Origin of the sequence: Lentilactobacillus farraginis DSM 18382 = JCM 14108 (assembly GCF_000583655.1) — a bacterium.
GTDB lineage: Bacteria > Bacillota > Bacilli > Lactobacillales > Lactobacillaceae > Lentilactobacillus > Lentilactobacillus farraginis.
The window spans coordinates 18,731-40,196 of sequence record NZ_BAKI01000008.1; the positions used below are offsets into that span (position 1 = coordinate 18,731).

The 21,466-nt window shown below is 41.4% G+C and carries 19 protein-coding genes and 3 pseudogenes; 3 read left to right on the top strand and 19 right to left on the bottom strand.

The window, feature by feature from the left end; genetic code table 11:
* Window positions 1-6 precede the first annotated feature (6 nt).
* From JCM14108_RS04645 to JCM14108_RS04660, 4 genes are all read right to left on the bottom strand, one after another.
* Complete coding sequence (locus tag JCM14108_RS04645; protein WP_035178762.1) at window positions 7-1,335, bottom strand: MFS transporter; 1,329 nt, start codon at window positions 1,333-1,335, stop codon at window positions 7-9.
* A 704-nt stretch (window positions 1,336-2,039) separates the two neighbouring features.
* The gene (locus JCM14108_RS04650) at window positions 2,040-2,300 is read right to left on the bottom strand and encodes a hypothetical protein (protein WP_035178765.1); all 261 of its coding nucleotides are present in this window, start codon (window positions 2,298-2,300) and stop codon (window positions 2,040-2,042) included.
* A 174-nt stretch (window positions 2,301-2,474) separates the two neighbouring features.
* Window positions 2,475-2,726 carry a fatty acid kinase subunit FakA-related protein gene (locus tag JCM14108_RS04655; protein ID WP_035178767.1) on the bottom strand — a complete coding sequence of 84 codons (252 nt, stop codon included), beginning with the start codon at window positions 2,724-2,726 and terminating at the stop codon, window positions 2,475-2,477.
* Window positions 2,727-2,866: 140 nt separating this feature from the next.
* A complete protein-coding gene (locus JCM14108_RS04660) occupies window positions 2,867-3,226 on the bottom strand; it encodes a winged helix-turn-helix transcriptional regulator (RefSeq protein ID WP_035178769.1) in 360 nt (119 codons plus the stop codon).
* 186 nt (window positions 3,227-3,412) lie between these two features.
* On the opposite strand from JCM14108_RS04660, the gene JCM14108_RS04665 reads away from it, so the two are divergent.
* Window positions 3,413-4,432 carry a zinc-binding alcohol dehydrogenase family protein gene (locus JCM14108_RS04665; protein ID WP_035178849.1) on the top strand — a complete coding sequence of 340 codons (1,020 nt, stop codon included), beginning with the start codon at window positions 3,413-3,415 and terminating at the stop codon, window positions 4,430-4,432.
* A gap of 104 nt (window positions 4,433-4,536) precedes the next feature.
* Here JCM14108_RS04665 and JCM14108_RS04670 read toward each other — a convergent pair whose 3' ends face one another.
* The 4 genes from JCM14108_RS04670 to JCM14108_RS04685 are packed head-to-tail and all read right to left on the bottom strand — an operon-like array spanning window position 4,537 to window position 7,684.
* Window positions 4,537-5,010, bottom strand: a complete 474-nt coding sequence (locus JCM14108_RS04670) for a hypothetical protein (RefSeq protein WP_235807182.1) — start codon at window positions 5,008-5,010, stop codon at window positions 4,537-4,539.
* Complete coding sequence (locus tag JCM14108_RS04675; RefSeq protein WP_035178771.1) at window positions 4,994-5,323, bottom strand: hypothetical protein; 330 nt, start codon at window positions 5,321-5,323, stop codon at window positions 4,994-4,996. The genes JCM14108_RS04670 and JCM14108_RS04675 overlap by 17 nt, the downstream gene beginning before the upstream one ends.
* 29 nt (window positions 5,324-5,352) lie before the next feature.
* A complete protein-coding gene (locus tag JCM14108_RS04680) occupies window positions 5,353-6,924 on the bottom strand; it encodes a hypothetical protein (RefSeq protein ID WP_035178772.1) in 1,572 nt (523 codons plus the stop codon).
* The gene (locus JCM14108_RS04685) at window positions 6,917-7,684 is read right to left on the bottom strand and encodes an ABC transporter ATP-binding protein (protein ID WP_035178774.1); all 768 of its coding nucleotides are present in this window, start codon (window positions 7,682-7,684) and stop codon (window positions 6,917-6,919) included. The genes JCM14108_RS04680 and JCM14108_RS04685 overlap by 8 nt, the downstream gene beginning before the upstream one ends.
* A 371-nt stretch (window positions 7,685-8,055) precedes the next feature.
* On the opposite strand from JCM14108_RS04685, the gene JCM14108_RS14805 reads away from it, so the two are divergent.
* Complete coding sequence (locus JCM14108_RS14805) at window positions 8,056-8,196, top strand: hypothetical protein (RefSeq protein WP_169790416.1); 141 nt, start codon at window positions 8,056-8,058, stop codon at window positions 8,194-8,196.
* Window positions 8,197-8,263: 67 nt separating this feature from the next.
* On the opposite strand, the gene JCM14108_RS04690 is transcribed toward JCM14108_RS14805, so the two are convergent.
* From JCM14108_RS04690 to JCM14108_RS14280, 4 genes and pseudogenes are all read right to left on the bottom strand, one after another.
* Complete coding sequence (locus JCM14108_RS04690) at window positions 8,264-9,904, bottom strand: ATP-binding cassette domain-containing protein (protein ID WP_035178775.1); 1,641 nt, start codon at window positions 9,902-9,904, stop codon at window positions 8,264-8,266.
* Between the two features lie 139 nt (window positions 9,905-10,043).
* On the bottom strand, window positions 10,044-10,814 hold the full coding sequence (locus JCM14108_RS04695) for an ABC transporter permease (RefSeq protein ID WP_035178778.1): 771 nt from the start codon (window positions 10,812-10,814) through the stop codon (window positions 10,044-10,046).
* Window positions 10,814-11,587: an ABC-2 family transporter protein gene (locus JCM14108_RS04700; protein WP_081759848.1), complete on the bottom strand. Its 774-nt coding sequence runs from the start codon at window positions 11,585-11,587 to the stop codon at window positions 10,814-10,816. Before JCM14108_RS04700 ends, JCM14108_RS04695 begins: the two co-directional genes overlap by 1 nt.
* Window positions 11,584-12,526: pseudogene (locus JCM14108_RS14280) on the bottom strand (ATP-binding cassette domain-containing protein). Before JCM14108_RS14280 ends, JCM14108_RS04700 begins: the two are co-directional and overlap by 4 nt.
* Window positions 12,527-12,800: 274 nt before the next feature.
* On the opposite strand from JCM14108_RS14280, the gene JCM14108_RS16080 reads away from it, so the two are divergent.
* Window positions 12,801-13,169 (top strand): NUDIX hydrolase, encoded by a 369-nt coding sequence (locus JCM14108_RS16080; RefSeq protein ID WP_369385524.1) that lies wholly within the window; start codon window positions 12,801-12,803, stop codon window positions 13,167-13,169.
* Window positions 13,170-13,187: 18 nt separating this feature from the next.
* Here the strand turns inward: JCM14108_RS16080 and JCM14108_RS04710 are convergent, their stop codons facing one another.
* From JCM14108_RS04710 to JCM14108_RS04740, 7 genes and pseudogenes are all read right to left on the bottom strand, one after another.
* Complete coding sequence (locus tag JCM14108_RS04710) at window positions 13,188-14,111, bottom strand: glutathione S-transferase C-terminal domain-containing protein (protein ID WP_035178783.1); 924 nt, start codon at window positions 14,109-14,111, stop codon at window positions 13,188-13,190.
* 121 nt (window positions 14,112-14,232) lie between these two features.
* Window positions 14,233-16,031: pseudogene (locus JCM14108_RS04715) on the bottom strand (oligopeptide ABC transporter substrate-binding protein).
* A gap of 107 nt (window positions 16,032-16,138) precedes the next feature.
* Window positions 16,139-17,095: an ABC transporter permease gene (locus tag JCM14108_RS04720; RefSeq protein WP_035178785.1), complete on the bottom strand. Its 957-nt coding sequence runs from the start codon at window positions 17,093-17,095 to the stop codon at window positions 16,139-16,141.
* An 11-nt stretch (window positions 17,096-17,106) separates the two neighbouring features.
* A complete protein-coding gene (locus JCM14108_RS04725) occupies window positions 17,107-18,066 on the bottom strand; it encodes an ABC transporter permease (protein WP_035178786.1) in 960 nt (319 codons plus the stop codon).
* Window positions 18,066-19,045, bottom strand: a pseudogene (locus tag JCM14108_RS04730) (ATP-binding cassette domain-containing protein). Before JCM14108_RS04730 ends, JCM14108_RS04725 begins: the two are co-directional and overlap by 1 nt.
* Complete coding sequence (locus tag JCM14108_RS04735; RefSeq protein ID WP_035178789.1) at window positions 19,042-20,067, bottom strand: ABC transporter ATP-binding protein; 1,026 nt, start codon at window positions 20,065-20,067, stop codon at window positions 19,042-19,044. The pseudogene JCM14108_RS04730 and the gene JCM14108_RS04735 overlap by 4 nt, the downstream one beginning before the upstream one ends.
* Before the next feature lie 201 nt (window positions 20,068-20,268).
* Window positions 20,269-21,417, bottom strand: coding sequence for an MFS transporter (locus JCM14108_RS04740; protein WP_035178792.1), 1,149 nt, complete (start codon window positions 21,415-21,417; stop codon window positions 20,269-20,271).
* Window positions 21,418-21,466 lie beyond the last annotated feature (49 nt).

Genomic DNA, 21,466 nt, shown 5'->3' on the forward strand with positions numbered 1-21,466 from the left:
ACAGCATTACTTCGTGTAGTCAATTGACTTGGTTTCTTTGGTAGTTAGCAATGCGACCAACGAAACAAAGGCCATTAATGCCAGATAGAAACCAACCGCGTGGATCCCCCACTTATCAACCAAGAATGATGCAATTGTTGGCGCAAAGGCGGCACCAATGATAGCTGCCAAGTTGTAAGCAATTCCTGAACCTGAATAACGGGTGCTGGTCGGGAATAATTCCGGCAGCAGGGCGCCAACGGGTCCATAAATGATTCCGTAGATGAAGAAACCAACAAAGATGAAGAACAAGCCACCGCCAACATTATGCTGTCCCTGGAAGAAGAATGGAAAAGCCAACGCAAAGGCGATAATCATCAATGTTCCAGTAACCAACACACCCTTTCGGCCAAGTCGATCAGCAAACAGAGAGGCAACCACAATCATGACACCAAACAAAACAACTCCCAGCATCAGCAACAATAACCATTCACGATTATTAAAGCTCATGGCTGTGGTTACGTAACTCAATGACCACGTTGTCAGTAAATAGAAGAAGGTATAAGCAACTCCCATTATGAAGGTTCCCTTAAGAATTTGAGCCCAATTATGCTTAAAGACTTGGGCCAATGGTGCTTTTTGAACTTTGGACTTATCCATTGCCAAACGGAACAATGGCGTTTCTTGCATTTTTTCTCGAACAACCAATCCGACAACTACCAGAACAGCAGAAGCCAAGAATGGAATCCGCCAGCCAAATGCCTGCATTTGAGCCGGCTTTAATGTTGATTCAAGGACAAAGTAAAGACCATTACTCAGGAAAAAGCCAATTGGCGCACCCAATTCCGGAAAAGCACCATATAAAGCTCGGCGATTAGCCGGCGCATTTTCAGTTGCAACCAAAACAGCACCGGACCACTCACCGCCAAGCCCAATTCCTTGAATGAATCGAGCCAAACAAAGTAGAAGAACAGATAGGAGTCCCAAAGTCGCATAACTTGGCAGGACGCCGATAACAACCGTTGCGGTCCCCATCGTCAACAGCGAAACAACTAAAGTTTTCTTTCTTCCCAATTTGTCACCAAAATGGCCAAAGATTAGTGATCCTAAAGGTCTGGCAATAAAGGCAACCCCGAATGTTAAAAGACTTAAAATAAGAGCAATCGCCGGTGTTACTTTCGGGAAAAAGACTTTCGGGAAGTATGTAGCTGCTGCAGTACCATAAGCATAAAAATCAAAAAATTCAATTGCGGTCCCGATCATCGAAGCTAAAATAACAGTTCTCACAGGATCTCTTTGTAAAGTAACGGTCGATTCTTGTGTGGAATCAACCGCTGTCGTAGGCGTATCTTCCATAAAAACATTCACTCTCCTCTATCATTTACGTATTGTAGATTACAATACAAACACTCATTACCGGACAACTTTTTACCAATTTCCATAAACCACTTCCTTTCCTGAAATAAAAAACGCCAAGAACTGTATTGACAGTTCTTGGCGAATGACACCAACCCTGCCCGCACGCTTGCGGGCACCCCAATTAGCCCGCAGTATGAATAATAATCACAATGCGAGAAATTAAGCTATTTAAGTATAATGATAAGTTGGTGTTTTTCATTTCAAGCGATCTCCTTTTCATAAATTGGTTTCATCTTAGCAAAATAAAAATTAAAAGTAAATGAATTTTCAAAAATTAAGGGTTAATACCTATATAATTAGATATTAACCCTCTCAATGATATTCTAATACTATTGTCTAAGAATCGGCTTAATTTACTGGTGTGACGGGTGTTAACCGTTTTGATGCGCACACTGTTTTAGGACTGCTACGCTAAGCAACGTCCTGCTCGTAAGGGATTTATTCCCAAAACCCCAGCCCGGGGTTCCCGGAATAAACGCCTTACGCTCCGAACGTTAACCGCTTAGCTTCGCACACTCTTTTAGGACTGCTACTCAAAACAACACCGCTCTATATAAGAGATCAATTCAAAAAATCCAAAACCGGGATTTCCTGAATTGACGTCTTATACTCCGGGTGTTAACCGTTTTGATGCGCACACTCTAATTTTCACTCAACGTTGCATACTTCTGAATTTCCGGAGATAGATCGAACATCTTGGCTGCTTCGGATAACATTGCGTGATAAGGATACGAACCGTCTCGATACGGCTCAATCACCACTTCTTCTGAGATTTTGGAAAGTGGCTTTTTGCCGTCTCGAACTTGTAACTTATCTAAATCTGCAATGATTCTTTTCTCAACTTCCGCGTAACTGCCGACCAGCGGCTTCGTTTCCAAATTGCCTTGAACTGAAATTTTCATAAAAATCCCTCCGCAATCTATCGTTTTCTGAGAAAATACATCCATATTCAATCTTCCAGATATATTTAGTTATATCATACCAGCCATTGCCGATTTGTTCACCCTAAATTTAAGAAAAATCGATAACCAATAGCACATCTTTTATCATTTAAATTCCTACTTTCCCAACTGCTATCAACCCTTTAACCCACGGGCCTGACGATCCATATCTTCAACGACGATATCAAAAATCTCGCCCAGTGACGCACAATATTCCAAAATTTCCCAAGGCTTGTTTGTGTGAAAATGAATCTTCACCAACGTTTCATCGCCGACCGCAATCAGGCTGTCACCTTCAAAATGACTTTTGATATAAGCGTCAATTGCATCCTCATCTAAATCATGACCATCAATTAAGCACTGAACATCGTATTTATATTTAATCATCTTGTCCTCCGCTAAGATCAACCCATTTTCTGTTACTCACTATTATAACGGTTTTGTGCTGAGCAACCCACTACTTGTCCAAAAAAGAAGCTGAATCTATCAATATCGATTCAGCTTCTTTAAGGCTAAGCTATTTTGTTTTAAGATGCTTGCGTATTCTTCACTTCACTGCTTTTTAATTGATTATACATAACACCCCACTGCTCCATTGCGGCAATGACCGGTTCGAGTGTCTGACCAAATTCCGTCAGTGAATAAGTCGTTTTGACCGGTACTGTTGGGTAAACTTCTTTTGAAATAACCCCATCAGCCAATAATTCTTTTAGCTGCAACGATAACATCCGTCGTGAGCAGTCAGACATTAACTTTTGCAGGTCGTTAAAACGTTTGGTGCCATCTAATAGATGATAAACAATGACACTTTTCCATTTTCCGGAAATAATCTGCAGGGTACTTTCAACGGGACAACCAGCTTGACAATCATAAATTTTTCGATTCACTTCAATTCCTCCCTGAACGATAAAGTATCGTTACTTTTATGATAATTCGTGAAAGTAGCCGTTTCAAACAGAAGCCCTCGTTTCGGAAAAATTTGTAGCAAGGTTACAAAAAATTCACTTCTTGTATCCGGATTTTAAACGCCTAGACTGAAATTAGTTAGAAGGGAGTTTTTAAAAATGACAAAAATGAATGCCATCGGCTTTACTCAGCACTTACCAATTACAGATCCAAATAGTTTTCAATTATTCAAAATCGAAAAGCCAATTCCGACCGGCCGCGATTTGCTGGTCAAAATTATCGCAACTTCCGTAAATCCCGTTGATGTCAAAGTTCGTGGTAATGGCCACGGTGAACAAACGACACCAAAAATCATCGGTTGGGACGCTTATGGGGAAGTTACTGCTGTCGGTGAAGCAGTGACGTTATTTAAACCAGGTGAAAAGGTCTTTTATGCTGGTTCCTTTATTCGTTCGGGAACCGATAGCCAATTTCAGCTGGTAGATGAGCGGCTGGTTGGCCACGCACCAAAGAAATTAACTGCGTCCCAAATCGGCGGCATGCCGCTAACCAGTTTAACCGCTTGGGAAGCACTCTTTGAACGGCTTCAAATCAACCCGGACCAACCAAAGAAAAACGCTGGTCAAACCATTCTAATCATTAACGGCTCCGGCGGTGTTGGGTCGATTGCCACGCAACTAGCTCACATGGCTGGGCTAACAGTCATTGCCAGTGCGTCGAGAACGGAAACCATCGCCTGGGTCAGAAAAAACGGCGCCGACAAAGTTGTTAACCATCATCATAATCTGGTTACTGAAGTTCGCAAACTTGGTTTTCGATACGTTGACGACATTCTTAATTTGAATGATTTGGACGGCCATTGGGACGAAATTGCTGAATTAATAAAACCAGCCGGTAAGGTGGGCGCGATTACCGAAAATGAGCGGGGAGTTAATCTGCAAAAACTAACCAAAAAGTGCGCGTCATTTCACTGGGAATGGATGTACAGCAAGTCTTACTATCACACTGCCGATATGATTACCCAGCACAATATTCTGGAAAGAGTCGCGCAATTACTGGATCAGGGTGTCATCCATTCAACTGTTACACAAACATTGAAACCAATCAATGTCAAAAATTTAAAGCAAGCGCATCAGGCAGTAGAAACCAATCACATGATTGGAAAAATTGCCATTTCAAATCAATAAAACGGAAAGGGGTGTGACAAAATTACTTTTGCCGCACCCCTGTTGTGTTAATCACAATTACTACCGAGCGAAAACGTGCGTCAAAAGGCAACTTCCTGCCACCCTCAATATTGCTCGGCTTTCGGAACCGTTACCCGTGCCTTGGTTTTGAACGGTAAAAAGGCAGCTTGTCTAGCCAAAATAATCGCCTGATGATAATGGCCATTTACCCGCACTTTTCCCTTGTGATAAAGCGCAAAACCGGCACAGTCGTCGGTTTGTTTTTTGCTAAAAAACGAGTATTGTACGTGTCCGGCCATCTTAATCTTTTGAATAACTAGATTTTTACCGCTAATCCGGTTTTGATTTTCTTGAACAGCTGTCGGTGCAACCCGTAAATTAGCAAACTGGTGTCGATATTGATCATAATAATGCCACGTTCCCCAAAACGATTTCGGCATTTTATGTAGCCGAACAATTTTGATTTTCGGTGTTTTCTTTGCTTGCGCTGGTAGTGCATTCATCGTTCCAAACGAAATTGTCAACGATAACATACCCAAGAACGGTAATAGCAACTTTCTTTTAAAAATGCTTATCATCTCCCAATTCTTTCTCGAATTTTTTATCAAAATAATATTGTGCCCACATGCCATAAACCAAGCTGCAGATAGCCAAAAGGGCAACGAAAAATATCAATTCCCATGGTTGGTGCCGCTTCACCAATAAGATTATCAGTCCAAAGATTGTACCAAAGAAGCTGAAAAAGCCGACGCAATAAAGTCTGAAAATGTACCTTGGTTGCGACCACTGTGGCTTGTTTCCAAAATATTTGAATAACAAAAGGCCGATTACGCCGAACCGCCACTTAACTTCCCACAACCGTTTTCTTCCAACTTCATGTTCAACTCTCATCAAAGAATTTCATCCTTTCTAATTTCTGGTTAAAGCGTTAAATCTGCTTTTTTCCAATAATCCACATAGTGCCACACGATATAGGTACTGGCGATGACCACCAAAAGCAAAGCACTGGCATTGATGAATAGTGGTGAAAAAGCGTTTAATAACGTCACATAGATGGCCACGACGATGCCACCGGCAATCATAACACCCAGCATAACAAAACCAATCATAACACTGCCGCCACCTCGATTAAATAACTGCGTCGCGTTAGTCCATGTCAAATCAAGCAGCCGCCAATCACGGGTATAGTTGTACAGACTGCTTAAAAGATTTCCCAAGAGCACACCCAGACAAAGCGTTACGGCATTGAACCACATCAACTTAGCCAAAAACGCAAAACCGATTGCCAGGCAAACCAATATCACCGACTGAATCGCTACTACCAATTTGAATTTCAGCCATAGGTAACTTTTGAAATCAATTGGCAGCGATTTAATAAAGGGCAGATTTTGCCGATCCAGTGAAATCATAACGCCAGCCAGCGATCCCTGGCTAATCATGACAACGGCTCCCATAATGCCAACTACAAACGTGACACCGGCATACTTAATCGTTAAATTGGCCAATGAAAACCTATTTTGCACAAACATTGCGATCCCAAAAAAGACAATTGGAACAATCGTCATCGCCATTGACTGGGTAAGCAGCGTCGGGTTACCGAGTAAGCCAAGATTGTAACGAATAAACTGCCGGGCCATTCCCTGTCCCCGGCGGTGCTTGCGGGTAACCGTTCTGGTTTGCGCATTGGCACCACTCATTACTTTTGGCAGCAGCCATTTTTGAAGCAACAGCCCCATCATGACAACCGCAACCAGCAAGATCGCCACAGTAATCAAGCTGGTCGAACTGATTGGGTCAACGACCACCTGATGGAGTTGCGTAAGTCCCGGAATCGGCTTGTAACTCGTACTGTCGTCATCAGAAGCTGAATTCATAACGACAATCGCACCAATCATCGCAATCATCGTAATTCCCGTCATCAAAAAGGTCATCAGTTTTTGATGATGGCGATAAAGCTTGGTTTGAGCAAAACTGAAGATCGCAATTGAACAAAACAAAAATAGAAATATGTAGTAAAGGATAAACAGCAACGTGCCAACTGTGATCCCCACCCCGACAAAACGACCGGTTTGAATGCCGGTAATCACGAACATCATCCAAACGGGCAATGCGGTCGGTAGAATGATTAAACCGATAACCGAAAACTTAGCTGCATAAACCGCCCATTGGCTGAGTGGCAGAGGGAGATAATCTTTGAGATCCTTGCTTTCAAAAAAGACATTATCAATGGTCGTCACACTTTGTGATAAACCGATAACGGTAAATAAGCCCACAACATTGGTAAAAGCACCAATATCTTTAACCAAATTCGTCGTTAGCAGCAACCCACCATAAATAAAAGCGAATATACCGCCCAGCAAAACGTATTGTCGAATCAAAGCCCGATACAGTGCCGAACCGGTCTTACCGCTTTCCCGCTGCTTACGAGTCTGTTGCGGATTAACATACAAAATATTAATTTTAATCAGTTGTTTGAGCTGTTGACTAATCATGCTTATCCGCCCCCTCAAGCTGATCAATTACCTGGCTGTCACCCTGTCGGCCGGCCATTTTCAAATAAATGGTCTCCAATGACGCATTCGGCATTGTACTCAGCAACTGTTTAACCGACCCATTGTAAATCAATTGTCCATGACGAAGAATTGCCAACTCGTCACACAGTTCCTGCGCTGTTGCCAATACATGAGTCGAAAAGATGACGGTTTTACCCTTGGCAGCGTGCGAACGCATCAATGTCTTTAAATCATAAATTGCTTGAGGATCCAAACCGGTCATCGGTTCATCAAGAACCCAGATATCGGGATCAGATAGCAGCGCACCAATTACAACCGTTTTTTGCCGCATACCGTGTGAAAAATCGCCGATGGGTTCATCCGCGTGTGAATCCATATCAAAAAGCCGGGCCAGCTTGGTTTGGCGTTGTTCTCTAACATCCTTTGGAATCTCATAAGCAGACGCAATCAAATCCCAGTAGTCATTAGCTGTCAGCTCTAAAAACATATCCGGTGAATCCGGTACGTAACCGATTTTCTTTTTAATTGACAGCCGATGATCGGCTAAATTATAGCCATCTACGTTAATGGTTCCCGATGTCGGTTCAATAATGCTCACTAAACTCTTTAACGTTGTTGATTTTCCTGCACCATTATGCCCCAGAAAGCCAAAAATTTTACCGTTCGGAATTGTTAACGTCAAATCCCGCAAGGCTTCGGTGGAAGGATAAACTTTTCTCAGATGATTAAACTCGATCATAAATAAACGCCCCTATTCAGAAATTTGTTTCATTATACACCGAGCGCCCATCATCACAAATCACAAACCAGATCAAAACACTATCAAACGTTGATAAATCAAGATTGCTATAATTTAAAGCCCTCGGTTTTGCAATACCCGTTGCTCTTTAAATTACCTTAATTTTATGAAGAAAGTGTGAATTTTTTATGGAGAAATAACGAATTTTGAATAGTTAAGTGGGTACTAAGCTTGCTTTCTTAATTTCCATACTGGATTATCTACCGGAAACCGGTTTCGGGTTGGTTTTCGATGGATATTTTGAAGCCACTCATAGATTTAAGCGGTATACTAAAAATAAATGCAGTTATCATTATTAGGGGGATACGCTAATGGGGGCAATCTTTAATATTGGAGATTTTATTTTTGTCGTTATTACTTGGATAATCATTATCGCATTGGTTGTGATGCTAATTCACTTTGGGAAAATCGCTTATAAAGCACTCATAAAAAAGCAAAAAAATAACCATTAATTAAGGCTGAAAATCACTGAAATCATATGATCTTCGGCCTTTTGGCAAACTTGGTCTATGTTAAGGATTACTGCTTTTTAATTAAATCATCAAAGTTAATCTGCTGATCAAACATCCCAACCGTCTCCTGATGCGGTGTATGACTTACCATGATCAGCGTGAGTGCAGAATCTTGCAACAATAGCCGCTCAATATCAACTGCCGTTTTGTGATCTACTGCCGAAGTACCTTCGTCCAATAAAATTATCTTCGGGCGTCTCAATATACCACGAGCCAAAGCCAACCGTTGCAACTGCCCACCAGAAAGCCCCTGATTGTCACGCAAGTTGGTATTTAGCAATACCATACCAGCCCGTTCATCTTTTACCAACTCTACATACTTTAGACTTTTAATCAGTTGTTCATCTGAATAGTGAGCACCCAAATTCAGATTTTCTCGAACTGATGCTGAAATCATCTGGGGCTTTTGATCTAAATATAATAATTGTCGATGCAGATCTTCTGGATCAATCAGCTTTAGATTCCGGCCTTTAAAAAGAACGGTTCCCGATTCAGGCAGCAAATATCCCGCAACTACCTTTAACAATGTCGACTTTCCAGAACCGCTTTGCCCAAGGATTAGGTATTTTTTCCCTGCTTTAAAGCTCACCGAAACCTGAGCGAAAATCGGCTTTTTTGGCTCATATCCAAAAGAAACATCCGTTAACTTAATTAGTTTATCAGTTTGAGATTCACTAAGCTCTCCACCACTTAGCTTTTTGGCTTTAATATTGCTCTGATCAATTAATCGGTCCTCAATGCCATACTTGCTGAAAATCGGTCGTGTTCCTCGAATCATCCCCAAATAATTGCTCATATTTCCAAGATTATTAAAAATATTTCCAGATAAACTGCTGACAGCATTAATGGTCCCAACAGACACCAATCGGTCAATAACTAAAAATCCGGTTAAACCGGTTAACAGAATCTGAGAAATAACATTCCCCAAAAATCCGGTAGCCGCAATCTTTGCCTGAACCCGACTTCGATTAACAAACGCATCTCCAAGTTTTTGTGAAGCCTGCGTAATCTTCCGAAGCAGGAGCCGCAAAGCATTAAACGTATATAACAGGTTAAAGACTGATAAAAAATCGCCGGTCTGCTCAACGAACCGTTCATTTTCATGGGTAAACGCTGTTGTTTGTTTTTCCAATTGACCATTAAAGAATCTGGGTGACGTCAAAATAACCAATGAGAACGCAATTGCCATGATCGCCAGTGACCAATGAAAAGTAAACAGCACAATCAAAGCGAAAAAGGTCCCCAGTAAACCGTCAATAACGACAAATAGGCTTCGAAATCCTTGTTCGTTAATTGTTTGAATATCGTTGTTAACCCAAGACTCATAAGTGTTGGTATCTTTTGAATTGTACGTTGAATAATTGCTTTTCAAAAGCATACCAACCACATCAGAACGAATGGCGGTATCCATGTTCTGAATGACTCTTTCCTGATAGATCGTTTCCAAATACCGAATTGCAACAATAATCGCCCAATTAACCAGGAATAAACCAACGTTAAAAGAAAAAAGTCGGATCTTCATTGCTACCAGTGAATTTAAGATTCGTGCGTTAATGACAGATCCCAAAACTGTAAACAACTCGGTGACTGCTAATAACGTAATAATGATGCCAACTTCTCGTTTATGTAAACCTAAATATTTTTTCATCGGCTTCCTCCAATTAGAAAATATCAGTGTATGCCTTAAAATTAGTTGAACAATAAAGAGAGAACAAAGTTCACACTGACCGAGGCCTTGTTAATTTATAATAATTGTCAGCTCAACTTGTTACAAACCCTTTCAATAATTAATCAGCTGAAACATAATGACGTAGGCCGTGCTGCCATTCAATATATGACAGCCGCAGCAACAGCAAATCAATGGCCACTACCCAAAGAAAAGATCCCCAGCTATAATTTCTTTGAATAATCTCAACTGGTAAATTGGTTACAGCCAATGACGGCACAAACCACAAGAAAATCATTCGGACAAGCGATGGATAAATCTTACTGGGCCTGGCCGAGGCATTCATAATATCCTCTGGAATACCAGTTAAGGATGTCAAACCATCGAACCAAAAAGTTGCTGTTACAAATATTTGATTTATATCAAATACGAAAAGCACGCCTAACAGTACCGATAAAATATACAAAATCAGTTGTTGGATCGTAGGCTGGCGGCTCCAAAGAATCATGCTTTCAACTAGAACGGTGAGTAATACCGTGATAGTAGAGGGAAAATCCAGCCGATAAAACGCATGGAACCAATAGGAATTAATTGGTCGCAATAAAGAATAGTCAAGATTGCCTTGTAAAATTGTTTCCGTCAGTTCTTCATGCGATACGACAAAGAACAATTGATACATGTAACTAATCAGGTTAGCAGTGGTGATTAAATTTAAATAGTCAATAAATTGCCAGCCATAAATAGTTTTGGCAAACGAAAAATAGACACCACCTGCAACAATACTAATCGCGTAAAAGGCAATCCCAAATATAATGGTTAGTACAGTAGTTGTCCGATACGTCATATTTTCTTCAAGACTCTGGGCAATCAATGTCTTATAAATTCTAAACATTACATACCAACTCCTTCGTACCTCAAATTCCCCCTTTTCCAAAACAAATGGATAAGAACTCCCAATAGCAAAATCCAAATCAAAGCCCAGAGAAAGCTACGAAAGAACTCCTCTTCTGACATGTCGCCAATTGAAAGCATCGTGAGCTGATTGCCTGCCAAGGAAAATGGATTATATAGCAACCAACGAAAATTTTTAGGCAACACCTGGAGGGGAAATAATTGGCCACCCAACAGAAAGAAGCACGCATTAAATACTGGCTGCATCGGCCAAATTTGAATTAACCAAAAACTGCTTAATCCCATTAACGTTACTAACATATAAAACATGACGTAAATCGTTAAAAATAAACCCAAGCTGCCTAAGCCAACCAAAAGATTGGAAATTGGCTTAACTACCCAGAATACGCCCATATAAATCAACAAATACGGAAACGAACGGCCTAAGTATTCAAAAAAGCCCTGCATTAAAATATTAACAGGTCGCAGTAACATGACAGACAAATTGCCACTTCGAATTAACGCGCTAAGTCTAAAGATGGGTTCAGTAGAAAATACCAAGGTTAATATATTAACAATTACTAAATACAGCGACATATTGGCTTGACCAATGCCTGCAACCGTTTCTTGACCGCTAAATTTATAAATTGCCTGCCACATGAATACAGACATCCCAATGCTAAGAAGTGTTGTAAATATCCGCACCCAAAAATTAGTTCGATATGAAAGTAAGGTAAATAGTGAATTTTGAAAGCTAAAAAAATATTTCATCATGCCCCACTCCCAAAAAGTTTACTCAAAATGCTATCCAAATCACTATTAACTCGATTTATGGAAATCAGATGTTGCGCCAAATTAGGAACTAAGTCCGTTTTACTTGAATCAATCCGATAGTGATAATCATCAATTCTTTTATAGCCTGCCGGCAGCGGGATTAATGGCTTATCAGTTACAATCTCCATCATCGAATGACTTGCATACTTATTAACCAGATTAACCAGTGCGCCATCAAATATCTTTGTCCCCCGATTTATAAGCACCACTCTTTTGGCAACCGCTTTAATATCTTTGGTGTTGTGGCTAGTTAAAATAATCGTAATTCTATATTTCTCGTTCAGCTCCTTTAAAAAAGAGTAAATGTTTAATTGACTTGCTACATCGATTCCAATCGTAGGTTCATCCAAAAATAGGATTTTAGGGTAATGGATTATCGAGCAAATTAGTTCAAACTTTATTCGCTGCCCCAAAGACAGCTTTCTCACTGGCGTTTTAAGTTGTTTTTCAACTGATAATTTCCGGGTAAAATAACGCAATCGCCGATCAAATTCTTCCGGCTTCAGTTGGTAAATCACCCGCAGCAACCTCAGTGTGTCTATCGGCGGTAAATCCCAGATCAATTGGCTTTTTTGGCTCAACATAACGCCAATATTTTTTAGAAAATCCTTTTTCTTTTGAAAGGGAGTCATGTTGCCAAAAAGAATTACTTCTCCCCCTTTGGGTTGGTACAATGCCAGTCAACATTTTGATAAGGGTAGTCTTGCCGGCACCATTCGCTCCGAGAAGCCCGATTATCTCTCCCGCTTTAACTTTTAATGTGACATTCTTAATCGTGCTGACACGCTCATATTTTCGATGAATCATATCCTTTAAAGCGCCCGAAAAGCCAGGACTTTTAGTAAAGCTGGCATAACTAAAGCTCGCGTTATTTACCATAATAATAGGCTCATTGATGTCCACTTACTAATCCCCCCGATTTGAAAATGTTGGTTAATAGCTAAGCAATAAAATGAGATTACGATAAGATTACGATTAATATTGGTATAACACTATTTCAAAAATTTGTTAAGATCTTCATATTGTGACCACTAAGTTTAATCGACCTAACTGTAACCTTTCCCAAAAAGAAAGCGGGTCTTCTAAACAAAAAGTGACAAATAAAAACCCGTTACCACTAATTTAGACGCGGTAACGAGTATGAAAAATCTTAATATTAACCGGTGACACGCAACAACGTGAGACAGCCGTTGACTGTGTTGTTAGAGAAATTCGCGAAGAAACCGGCTTAAAAGTTCAAATCGACTATCTTGTCGGAAATTACTTTCGATCATTACACAACGATCAGCAAGCCATTTTTAAAGTCACCCCGCTCAATAAAAAAACAATTGTCAGCGGCCCGGAAACAAAACAAATTGCCTATTTCCCAATTAATCGACTTCCTAAAAATATGGTTGCGCTTCGTCGAAGACAAATTCTGGATACCTTTCATGGAAGACGCCAGCTTGAATACACCCAAAAAGAGTGCCGGTTGTCCTTTTATGCCGAGAAAATCATCCGCCGAATTTTCAAATTAGGTTAGCAACATTTCAATTAATTTCTAATAAGCCGACCATCGATTCTCGTCAGGCCCTAACGGCATTACTCGATCCAGTGAGTCAACCGGGTTGTCACTTATCTTAAAGAAATGCGCTTTGATTGCCTGAAAGTCAGTATTATTGCGAAATGCCGGAATTTGGTAACAATCTCTGGCGTACCGCCACAGATTCGGATAATCATCCAATCGCTGCTTATTCAGCTTATCTTTGAAGTAAAAGACAGCATCAAATCTTACCAAATCAACAAACAGGCGGATATCCGGCTGCGTTAATTTGTCCCCCAACAAGAACCGATTATTACTCAGCCGGCCTTCAAGCCAGTCTAAGCGGTCAAAATATTGCTGATATAATTTTTCATAAGCTGCCTGGGATGTCACACTCGAAATTTGTCCTGGAATTGCCGTCAAATCATCAACAATAAAATGATTCATTTCCAAAATCGCTTCACTCTGATCATTAGGGAATATATCGGGCGCATCTGGTGCGAAGTACGCTTGCCAAGCCGTCGATAATTCATTCATTAACTCATCTGAAGAAGTGCTAACAACTTTACCGGTTGTCACATCGACCAACGCCGGAATGGTTGGGCGCTCGTTAAAATCAGGATCCGTCTTTCGATAATTTTCGGACAACCGGGACGTCTTCAACACCGGATCTTGGTCATGATCACCAGCACCAAAGAACCAGTCGTCGTCGATTCCAGCATGACGCAAATCATAGATTGCTGCTTTTGAAATAACTTTATCTAAACCCATTAGATCAATTAAAATTGCAACCGGTGTTGCCCAAGGACAGAAACGTCCCCAAACCAATCGATAACGATTAGGTTCAATCGGCAGTTCGCCCGTTGTAAACTTCTTTTCAAATGCGGTATTCCCATTTGAACGGGGATGCCAGGCACACGCTGCATTTACTGAATCGGACAAGAAAAAAGCCTCCTTTAATTTATCAATTTTATACAATTGATTTTAACGCACTTTCCCAGCCAAAACAAAAGCATCGCCATAATTGACGATGCTTTTGTTAACTCTTGAACGCACTATCTAACTACTTTGGATTAGCAGCAGTTAATGACAGATTACTCCAGAATTCGTTATTTTGTGGTCTAAGGTCATAACCCTTCACACGTTTGTTAACCGGTGACCAAGCCAGGCTAAACATTTCAGGTCCATAAGCAGCTTGACTGTTCATGTATTCTTGCCACTTTTTGAATTGTTGTGCTCGATATTTCGAGTTCCAAGCCTTGTCATTATTTAAACTATTAAGCAGTTGCGTATTCTTCTTAGTAGCAAAATGTCCCATGTTATATGGTGCGTCCACCCCATACATCTGAGTCGGCGTTGGTTCCGAAGAAACTGCCCAGGCGCCTAAGAAAACATCAATTTTATTCTGAGATGGTTTTTGTAATGTAGAATAGAAGCTATTCATTTCCATCGGCTTGCCAGTTGTCATCTTAACATTTAAACCAGCCTTACGCCATTGTTGAATATAATATTGATATTTCGCTTCTGTAGCAGCGCTACTTGACATTCCACCAAAATAAATTGTCAGCTTCTTGCCATTAGGTTGAGTTCGCCATTTACCCTGCTTCTTATATCCTGCTTTATTCAACAATGATTTAGCCTTTTTCATATTGTATTTAAAGCCAGGAGCCTTGGCATCATAAACATTCTTAAATGTTGGTGGAATTAATGTATTTGCACGCCAGGAAAGACCATTCCCAAATTTTTTGGAAACCGCGTCGATATTAACCGCATATAACATAGCCTTCCTTAGATTTTTGTTACCCATCTTAGCATTTTTGTCCATAACGTTAAGACCAGTCTTAGTGTTCATGTGCCCGACATTAAAACCAAAGTAATTGTACCCCAAAGAGGAAATTCCAACCTCACTATAATCTTTTAAAGCCTTTAACTTTGGATATTGGCTGGAAGGCATTGTAGCATTAGGACCACCGGCAACGAAGTCATACTTTTTCGACTTGAAAGCCGCAACAATGTTATTCGATGAAACAACCTGAATAGCAATGTTTTTAATCTGTGGTTTCTTACCCCAATAATACTTATTTGGTGACCAGCTGGTTGATTCACCCTGAACAATTTTATCCAACTTATAAGGACCCGTAAAAATTGGATTCTTTCGAACTTTGGCCGATTCAGCCAACTTAGAAATCGGCGTCTTACCATAGTATTCGTATGGCTCGACAGTTCCCCAAATGAACGAATTCCCTAAATACTGCATTGAAGGAGACATCTTGGTGAAATGAATCACGACTGAACGTCCCTTTTGACCATCTGGGTATGTAATACCCGAAATTGTTTTAGCTTTACCGGCATGGTAAGCAGCCATCCCTTTAATAGTCGCATAGTCCGATGAGTATTGCTGCGATTCGGTCTTTTTATTACCAATAATTTCATACGGATATTCAATATCTTTAGCTGTTACCTTTGTCCCGTTTGACCAACGGGCATCTTTCCGCAGCGTAATTGTTGCCGTTTTAGCTTTACGATCCAATTTTAAGTTAGCTAAGCCACCATCGACAATTTTATAGTTTTTAGTAACGTTGAAAAGATTGTCACCACCACCTGGTGAAAAAACATCCGCATCTTCTGCATTACTTGCCAGTGTCGGTGATGAGATCCCAGCAAATGGTGCATCATTAACTTCGGCAACTTTTAACGTACTGTTATTCCAGATGTTGTTGCCTTTCCCGGTCCGCTATATGTTTCCGGCATTGATACGTGTTTGGCTGTGCCGGAATTACTGCTCTTGTTACTGCCACAGGCAGCCAGTGTCAAAGCTGACAAACCGATTAATCCGGCCATCAGCCATTTTTTCTTGCTCATAAACATCCCTCCAATAAATTATAAAACTCATTGAAAACGAATCCCTCAATACGGTTAAACGGCATCATCTCCCTTGATGCAGATCTTTAACGCATTTTTTAACCCAACTACTTCTTATCCTTGCCACGTCGTTGTGCTGCGTTGGTCGTGCGCCGCATAACCTGGCCGATATAGCTGATAGCCAAACAAAGAATAATAATTTCAACTGCGGCCGGCAGCCAAGTCCACCAATAACCGGTAATGTTTTCCGGATCATTGGCGTTGGCAATTAGCGTCCCTAGTGACGGGGTTCCCATTGGCAGGCCGAATCCTAAGAAAGAAAGTCCGGTTTCAACTCCGATGTTTTCGGCGAACGATAACGTGGTATCAACGATAATCAATGATGAAATATTTGGCATGATTTCTCGAAAAATAATCTTAAAATTGCCGGTGCCGGAAGTTTTCGAGGCCGCAACATAATCTTTTTGCGATTCGGAAAGTGTCCGTGAACGAATCAACCTGGAAGTGCCCATCCAATAGAAGATTGACAGGATCAACGTTAAGGTAATCGCGTTGTAGTGAGGCACAACCGTGACAATGACAATGATGGTCATGAGCATTGGGATAATCATCATAAAGTCATAAACCCGTTGCATCCCCAAATCAACCATACCACCAAAATATCCTGAAATTAGTCCCCAGCAAATACCAAACGTTGAGGAAATGACAGTCAAGCCAATTGCGATACAGATTGAATTTCGTGATCCGACAATCAACTCTTTGGCAATCGATCGGCCACCAGCATCGGCGCCCAGCCAATATTGCGATGTAAACGGCTTGGCATAATAGCCCATAATGTTGGTTTCCATCATTTTGGGAACATCGATAAACAGCGACGCAATAATGACGAACAGGATAAACGCCACCAGGATAAATAGTGAGATCAAAGCCGGCTTGTCGGCAACAAATTCGCGCCACATGATTTTAGCCGCTGAAGGGGTCGCTTCCTGACTGGCCTCTTTGGTTAGTCTGGCCAGATCGGTTTCAGAAATTGTCGTAACGTCTTCAATATCTTTTTTTGCCATTTCGATCCCCCCTATTCAACTCGAACACGTGGATCGACAATACTCAACGCGATATCGGAAAGTAGCGTCCCCATTAGGTTCAGGAACCCATATAACAAGACCAGCGCCGTAATAACGGTATAATCCCGGAAATTAATGGCATTTAGAAACAGCAGGCCCATCCCCGGATATGAGAAGACCATTTCCGTAAAAATCGAGCCACCCAACAAACCGGTAATCGAGTAACCGGCAAAGGCCGCAATCGGCAGCAACGAGTTTCGGAAAATGTGGTGTCGATAAATATCTTTCATCGGCACCCCTTTGGCCCGGGCAGTCCTGACATAGTCGGAATGCTTGGCATCAATAACTTCAGAACGCAGATACTGGACGATATTGACTGTCCCAAACAAGGCCCCCAGCAGACCAGGTAAAATGATGTGGCCCAGCCGCGATATAAGTGAGCCACCCAAGCCGCTTGCCTGCGATGAAATCGAACCACTTGTCGGAAACCAATTAAGCGTGTAACCGAAAATCCAGATTCCGATAACCAGCACAACGAAAAATGGAATTGACATGGTCACGTATGTATAAATGCGAACCAATGTGTCTTGGAGCTTTCCTTCATGACGCCCAGCATAAATTCCTAATGGCAAGCCAATCGCATAAGTCAGAACCATCGTAAAGAGTGCCAGCCATAACGTGTTGGTTCCCCGCTGCCTGATCAAATCGACAACCGGTTCCTGATATTCGTAACTAATCCCCAGATCACCGTGGAACAAATGGACAATCCAGTTCCAATACTGCTGGTACCAAGGATCATAAAGCCCATGAATCACCATCAAATGATGAATTTGCGCCTGACTGGCCCGCGGATTAATTGTCCCGGTAAACGGATCACCGGGCATCGCTTTGGCCAACAGGAAAACCAAAATACTTAGCACAATCAACTCTGGAATCATAATCAAAAGTCGCCGCAAAATTGTCTTCCACATCAGATCGTCACCCCTTCGTTACGCTTATTTTGACGATATTGCTGCGCTTCATCAGGCGGCAGGGCAACGGCATGGGTTGCCGAAACTTGAGTCAGCGGAAAAGCCATCCCGTCCTTGTCGTAGTATCGTTGGTGCTGCTCTTGATAGATTTTTTCAATTTCCAATCGCCGCTGACGATGTTCTTTTCGATGCGTCACGTTGGTTTCCGGAATCGCAGCCAATAACCGCTTGGTATAGATGTGCATTGGGTGATCGTAAATGTCTTCACGGCTGCCCATTTCGACGATTCTGCCCCGGTTCATAATCGCAATATTTTTACACATGTGGCGGACAACCCCCAAATCATGAGAAATAAAGAGATATGAGATACCAAAGTCTCGTTGAATTTTTTTCATAAAATTAAGCACCTGTGCCTGAACGGAAAGATCCAGTGCGGAAACCGGCTCGTCAGCAATGATTAACCGCGGATGGGTCGCAACTGCCCGGGCAACTCCGATTCGCTGCCGCTGGCCACCGGAAAATTGGTGTGGATATTTATATAGCGCATCGGGATCCAAACCAACAATGTCCAATAATTGTAATACCCGTAACTTTTCGGCATCCTTACTCAAGTGTTCAAAATTCCGCAACGGTTCAGCAATAATATCTTCAATTCGTTTACGGGGATTCAGGCTTGACAGGGAATCCTGAAAAATCATTTGAACATCATGGTTATAGTGCAATTTTCGTCGATTTTCAGCTTGGATAACATCTTTTCCTTTATATGTAACGGTTCCCGAAGTGGCTTTTTCCAAGCCGATTATCGCTTTGGCCGTGGTTGATTTACCGGAACCCGATTCGCCAACCAACCCATAGGTTTCGCCGGCTTCAATATTAAATGTAACGCCGTCAACCGCCTTAACGTTGTCGACAACCCGATTCCAAAAACCGCCCCGAATGGATAATGAACCTTTAAGTTATTAATTTCAATCAAGCTCATTGCGAAAGCCCCTCCTTATTCACTTGATCCGGAAAGTAAAATTGCTTGTAGCAGGTACACCTGACCAGATGCCCGCTCCCCAAATCGTGCATCACCGGATTTTTTTCATGAGCGGCAGCCGGAATCCATGGAATTCGCGGTGCAAATCGATCTCCGGTTTTGGGCATCCGCTGCAGTGACGGTACCATTCCGGAAATAACGTAAAGCTCATCGCGCTCATTATCTCGTTGTGGCATCGACCGCAACAACGAGCGGGTGTAAGGGTGCTTAGGATTATTGAAAATTTGTTCAACGCTCCCCTGCTCAACAAACTGACCGGCATACATTACCGCAACCTGATCGGCCGTTTCGGCCACCACGCCCAAATCATGAGTAATCAGAATAATCCCTGCGTGGTTTTCTTTTTGAATATCCCGCAGAACGTCCAAAATTTGGGCTTGAATCGTAACATCCAAGGCCGTGGTTGGTTCGTCGGCAATGATTAAATCAGGCTTGCAGGCGATGGCAATAGCGATAATAATCCGTTGCCGCATCCCACCTGATAACTGATGCGGAAATTGATGGGCCGTTCGTTGCGGATCATCAATACCGACTTCGTTCAATAATTCAATCACCCGATCGTGGCGTTGCTTTTCGGTCATCTTGGTGTGATAAATCATGACTTCTTGGATTTGGTCTTCAATTCGCTTTAACGGATTCAGTGCAGACAGCGGATCTTGAAAAATCATCCCAATCTTTAACCCACGAATTTTGTTATAACCATTTTCATCCAGCTTCAACAGATCAGTTCCTTCAAAATTGACCTCGCCGGAAATCCTGGTTTCCTCAGGATCATGAAGCCCCATGATTGTTGTCGCAAGCGTACTCTTTCCACAACCGGACTCACCCACGATTGCCAAAATTTCATCGTGGTGTACTTGAAGACTGACATCGGAAACCGCGTCATAATAGTTATCGCCAATCTTAAAGGCTGTACTAACACCCTTAACGTCCAAAAGTGAATTTTTGTTTTCACTGGCCATATCTAATCCCTCTTTAATCAAAAATATGATGCAATCTCATTTATTTTCGTGAAAAACATGTTGTAGTTAATCAAATTAAGATAATCTCATTGTATTATCATTTCCGAATTTATTAAAGTATTTTTCAGAAAAAAGTAAAAAAGAAACCAAGTCATTATTTGGTTTCTGCTTTAACCGACATCAAAATATCGATGGTGCAGCCTATGTCCGCTGTCGATTAACTATCTCAATGATGCTAACTACCATAACTGTTAGCCCTACCAATCCCCAGTAAGCAAGATTAATCCCCAGCCCAGTATTTTGAAGGATTCCTAACACAAAGACTGTTACTGCGGACAAAATATTGGTCAGCATACTCTCTAGAATAAATACTTGGGAACGATTTTCATCATCAATATTGATTTGAATCAAATTATCAACCATATTTCCCATTAATGTCAGTCCGATTGCCAATAAGGTGTAAGAAACCAGTAATATCCCGAACTGTCGACTTATCAGCATCACTACTGCATAGCCAATATAAATAACGGCTCCGATTTGAAAGACGGTTTGACTTCGCAATCCGATTCTCCAAAATGCCAAAGCAGCCGAGACAATCAGGAAAACAACTGCTAAAAAAGACAGCGAAAAGGCATATTGCGCGGCAGTCAGTCCAATAATTTTGGTCACAAAAATAATTTCAAACGAGTCCAATCCGGTTCCCATATTATCAAGTAGCAAGTAAACCAGGCAGATTGCTGCTAATCCTTTCACTGATAGAATAGCTCTGATTGCCTGGACAAAATCCAGCTTTAAAAGTGACAAGCCGGTTTCTCTTCTGTTACTTTCAAATTCAACTATTGGCAGCAGCCACAGCGTTAAACCGCCCAGAAATGTAACCAGCCCATAAATATAGAACAATAGGGACTCTGGTTGTCCCTGCAGCACACCTACCAGCAAAGGCCCAACAAAATATGAAATCGAACCAACTGACGTAATTGATGCATCAAAGCGACTTAAATTTTCCCTTTCAACTACCTTAGGCACAAAAGCGGTTAGGTTCCCATCAAAAACATCACTAATAATCTCAACCAAAAGTACCAACCCAAAAAGTAACCAATGGCGAAAAAGTAACGGCATGACGCCAAAAATACCGGCTTTGGCTATTTCCAAACTAATCAATAACGTTTTTTTGTTTTGAATTCGGTTCAGTTGCCGATTAGCTGGTAAAGACAGCAAGCTGCCAACAATCTTGGCACACCAAAGAAACAGTACCGAATTAACGGAAATCTTGGCAAGAATAATATTCAGCGCAACTGTATAGCCATATTGAGCTGTTAGTGAAATCAGCCTGTTTAAAAGAATCGGCATATTTTTTGAATTATAAGTATGTGGAATTTTGAGTCACTTCTTTGTATGT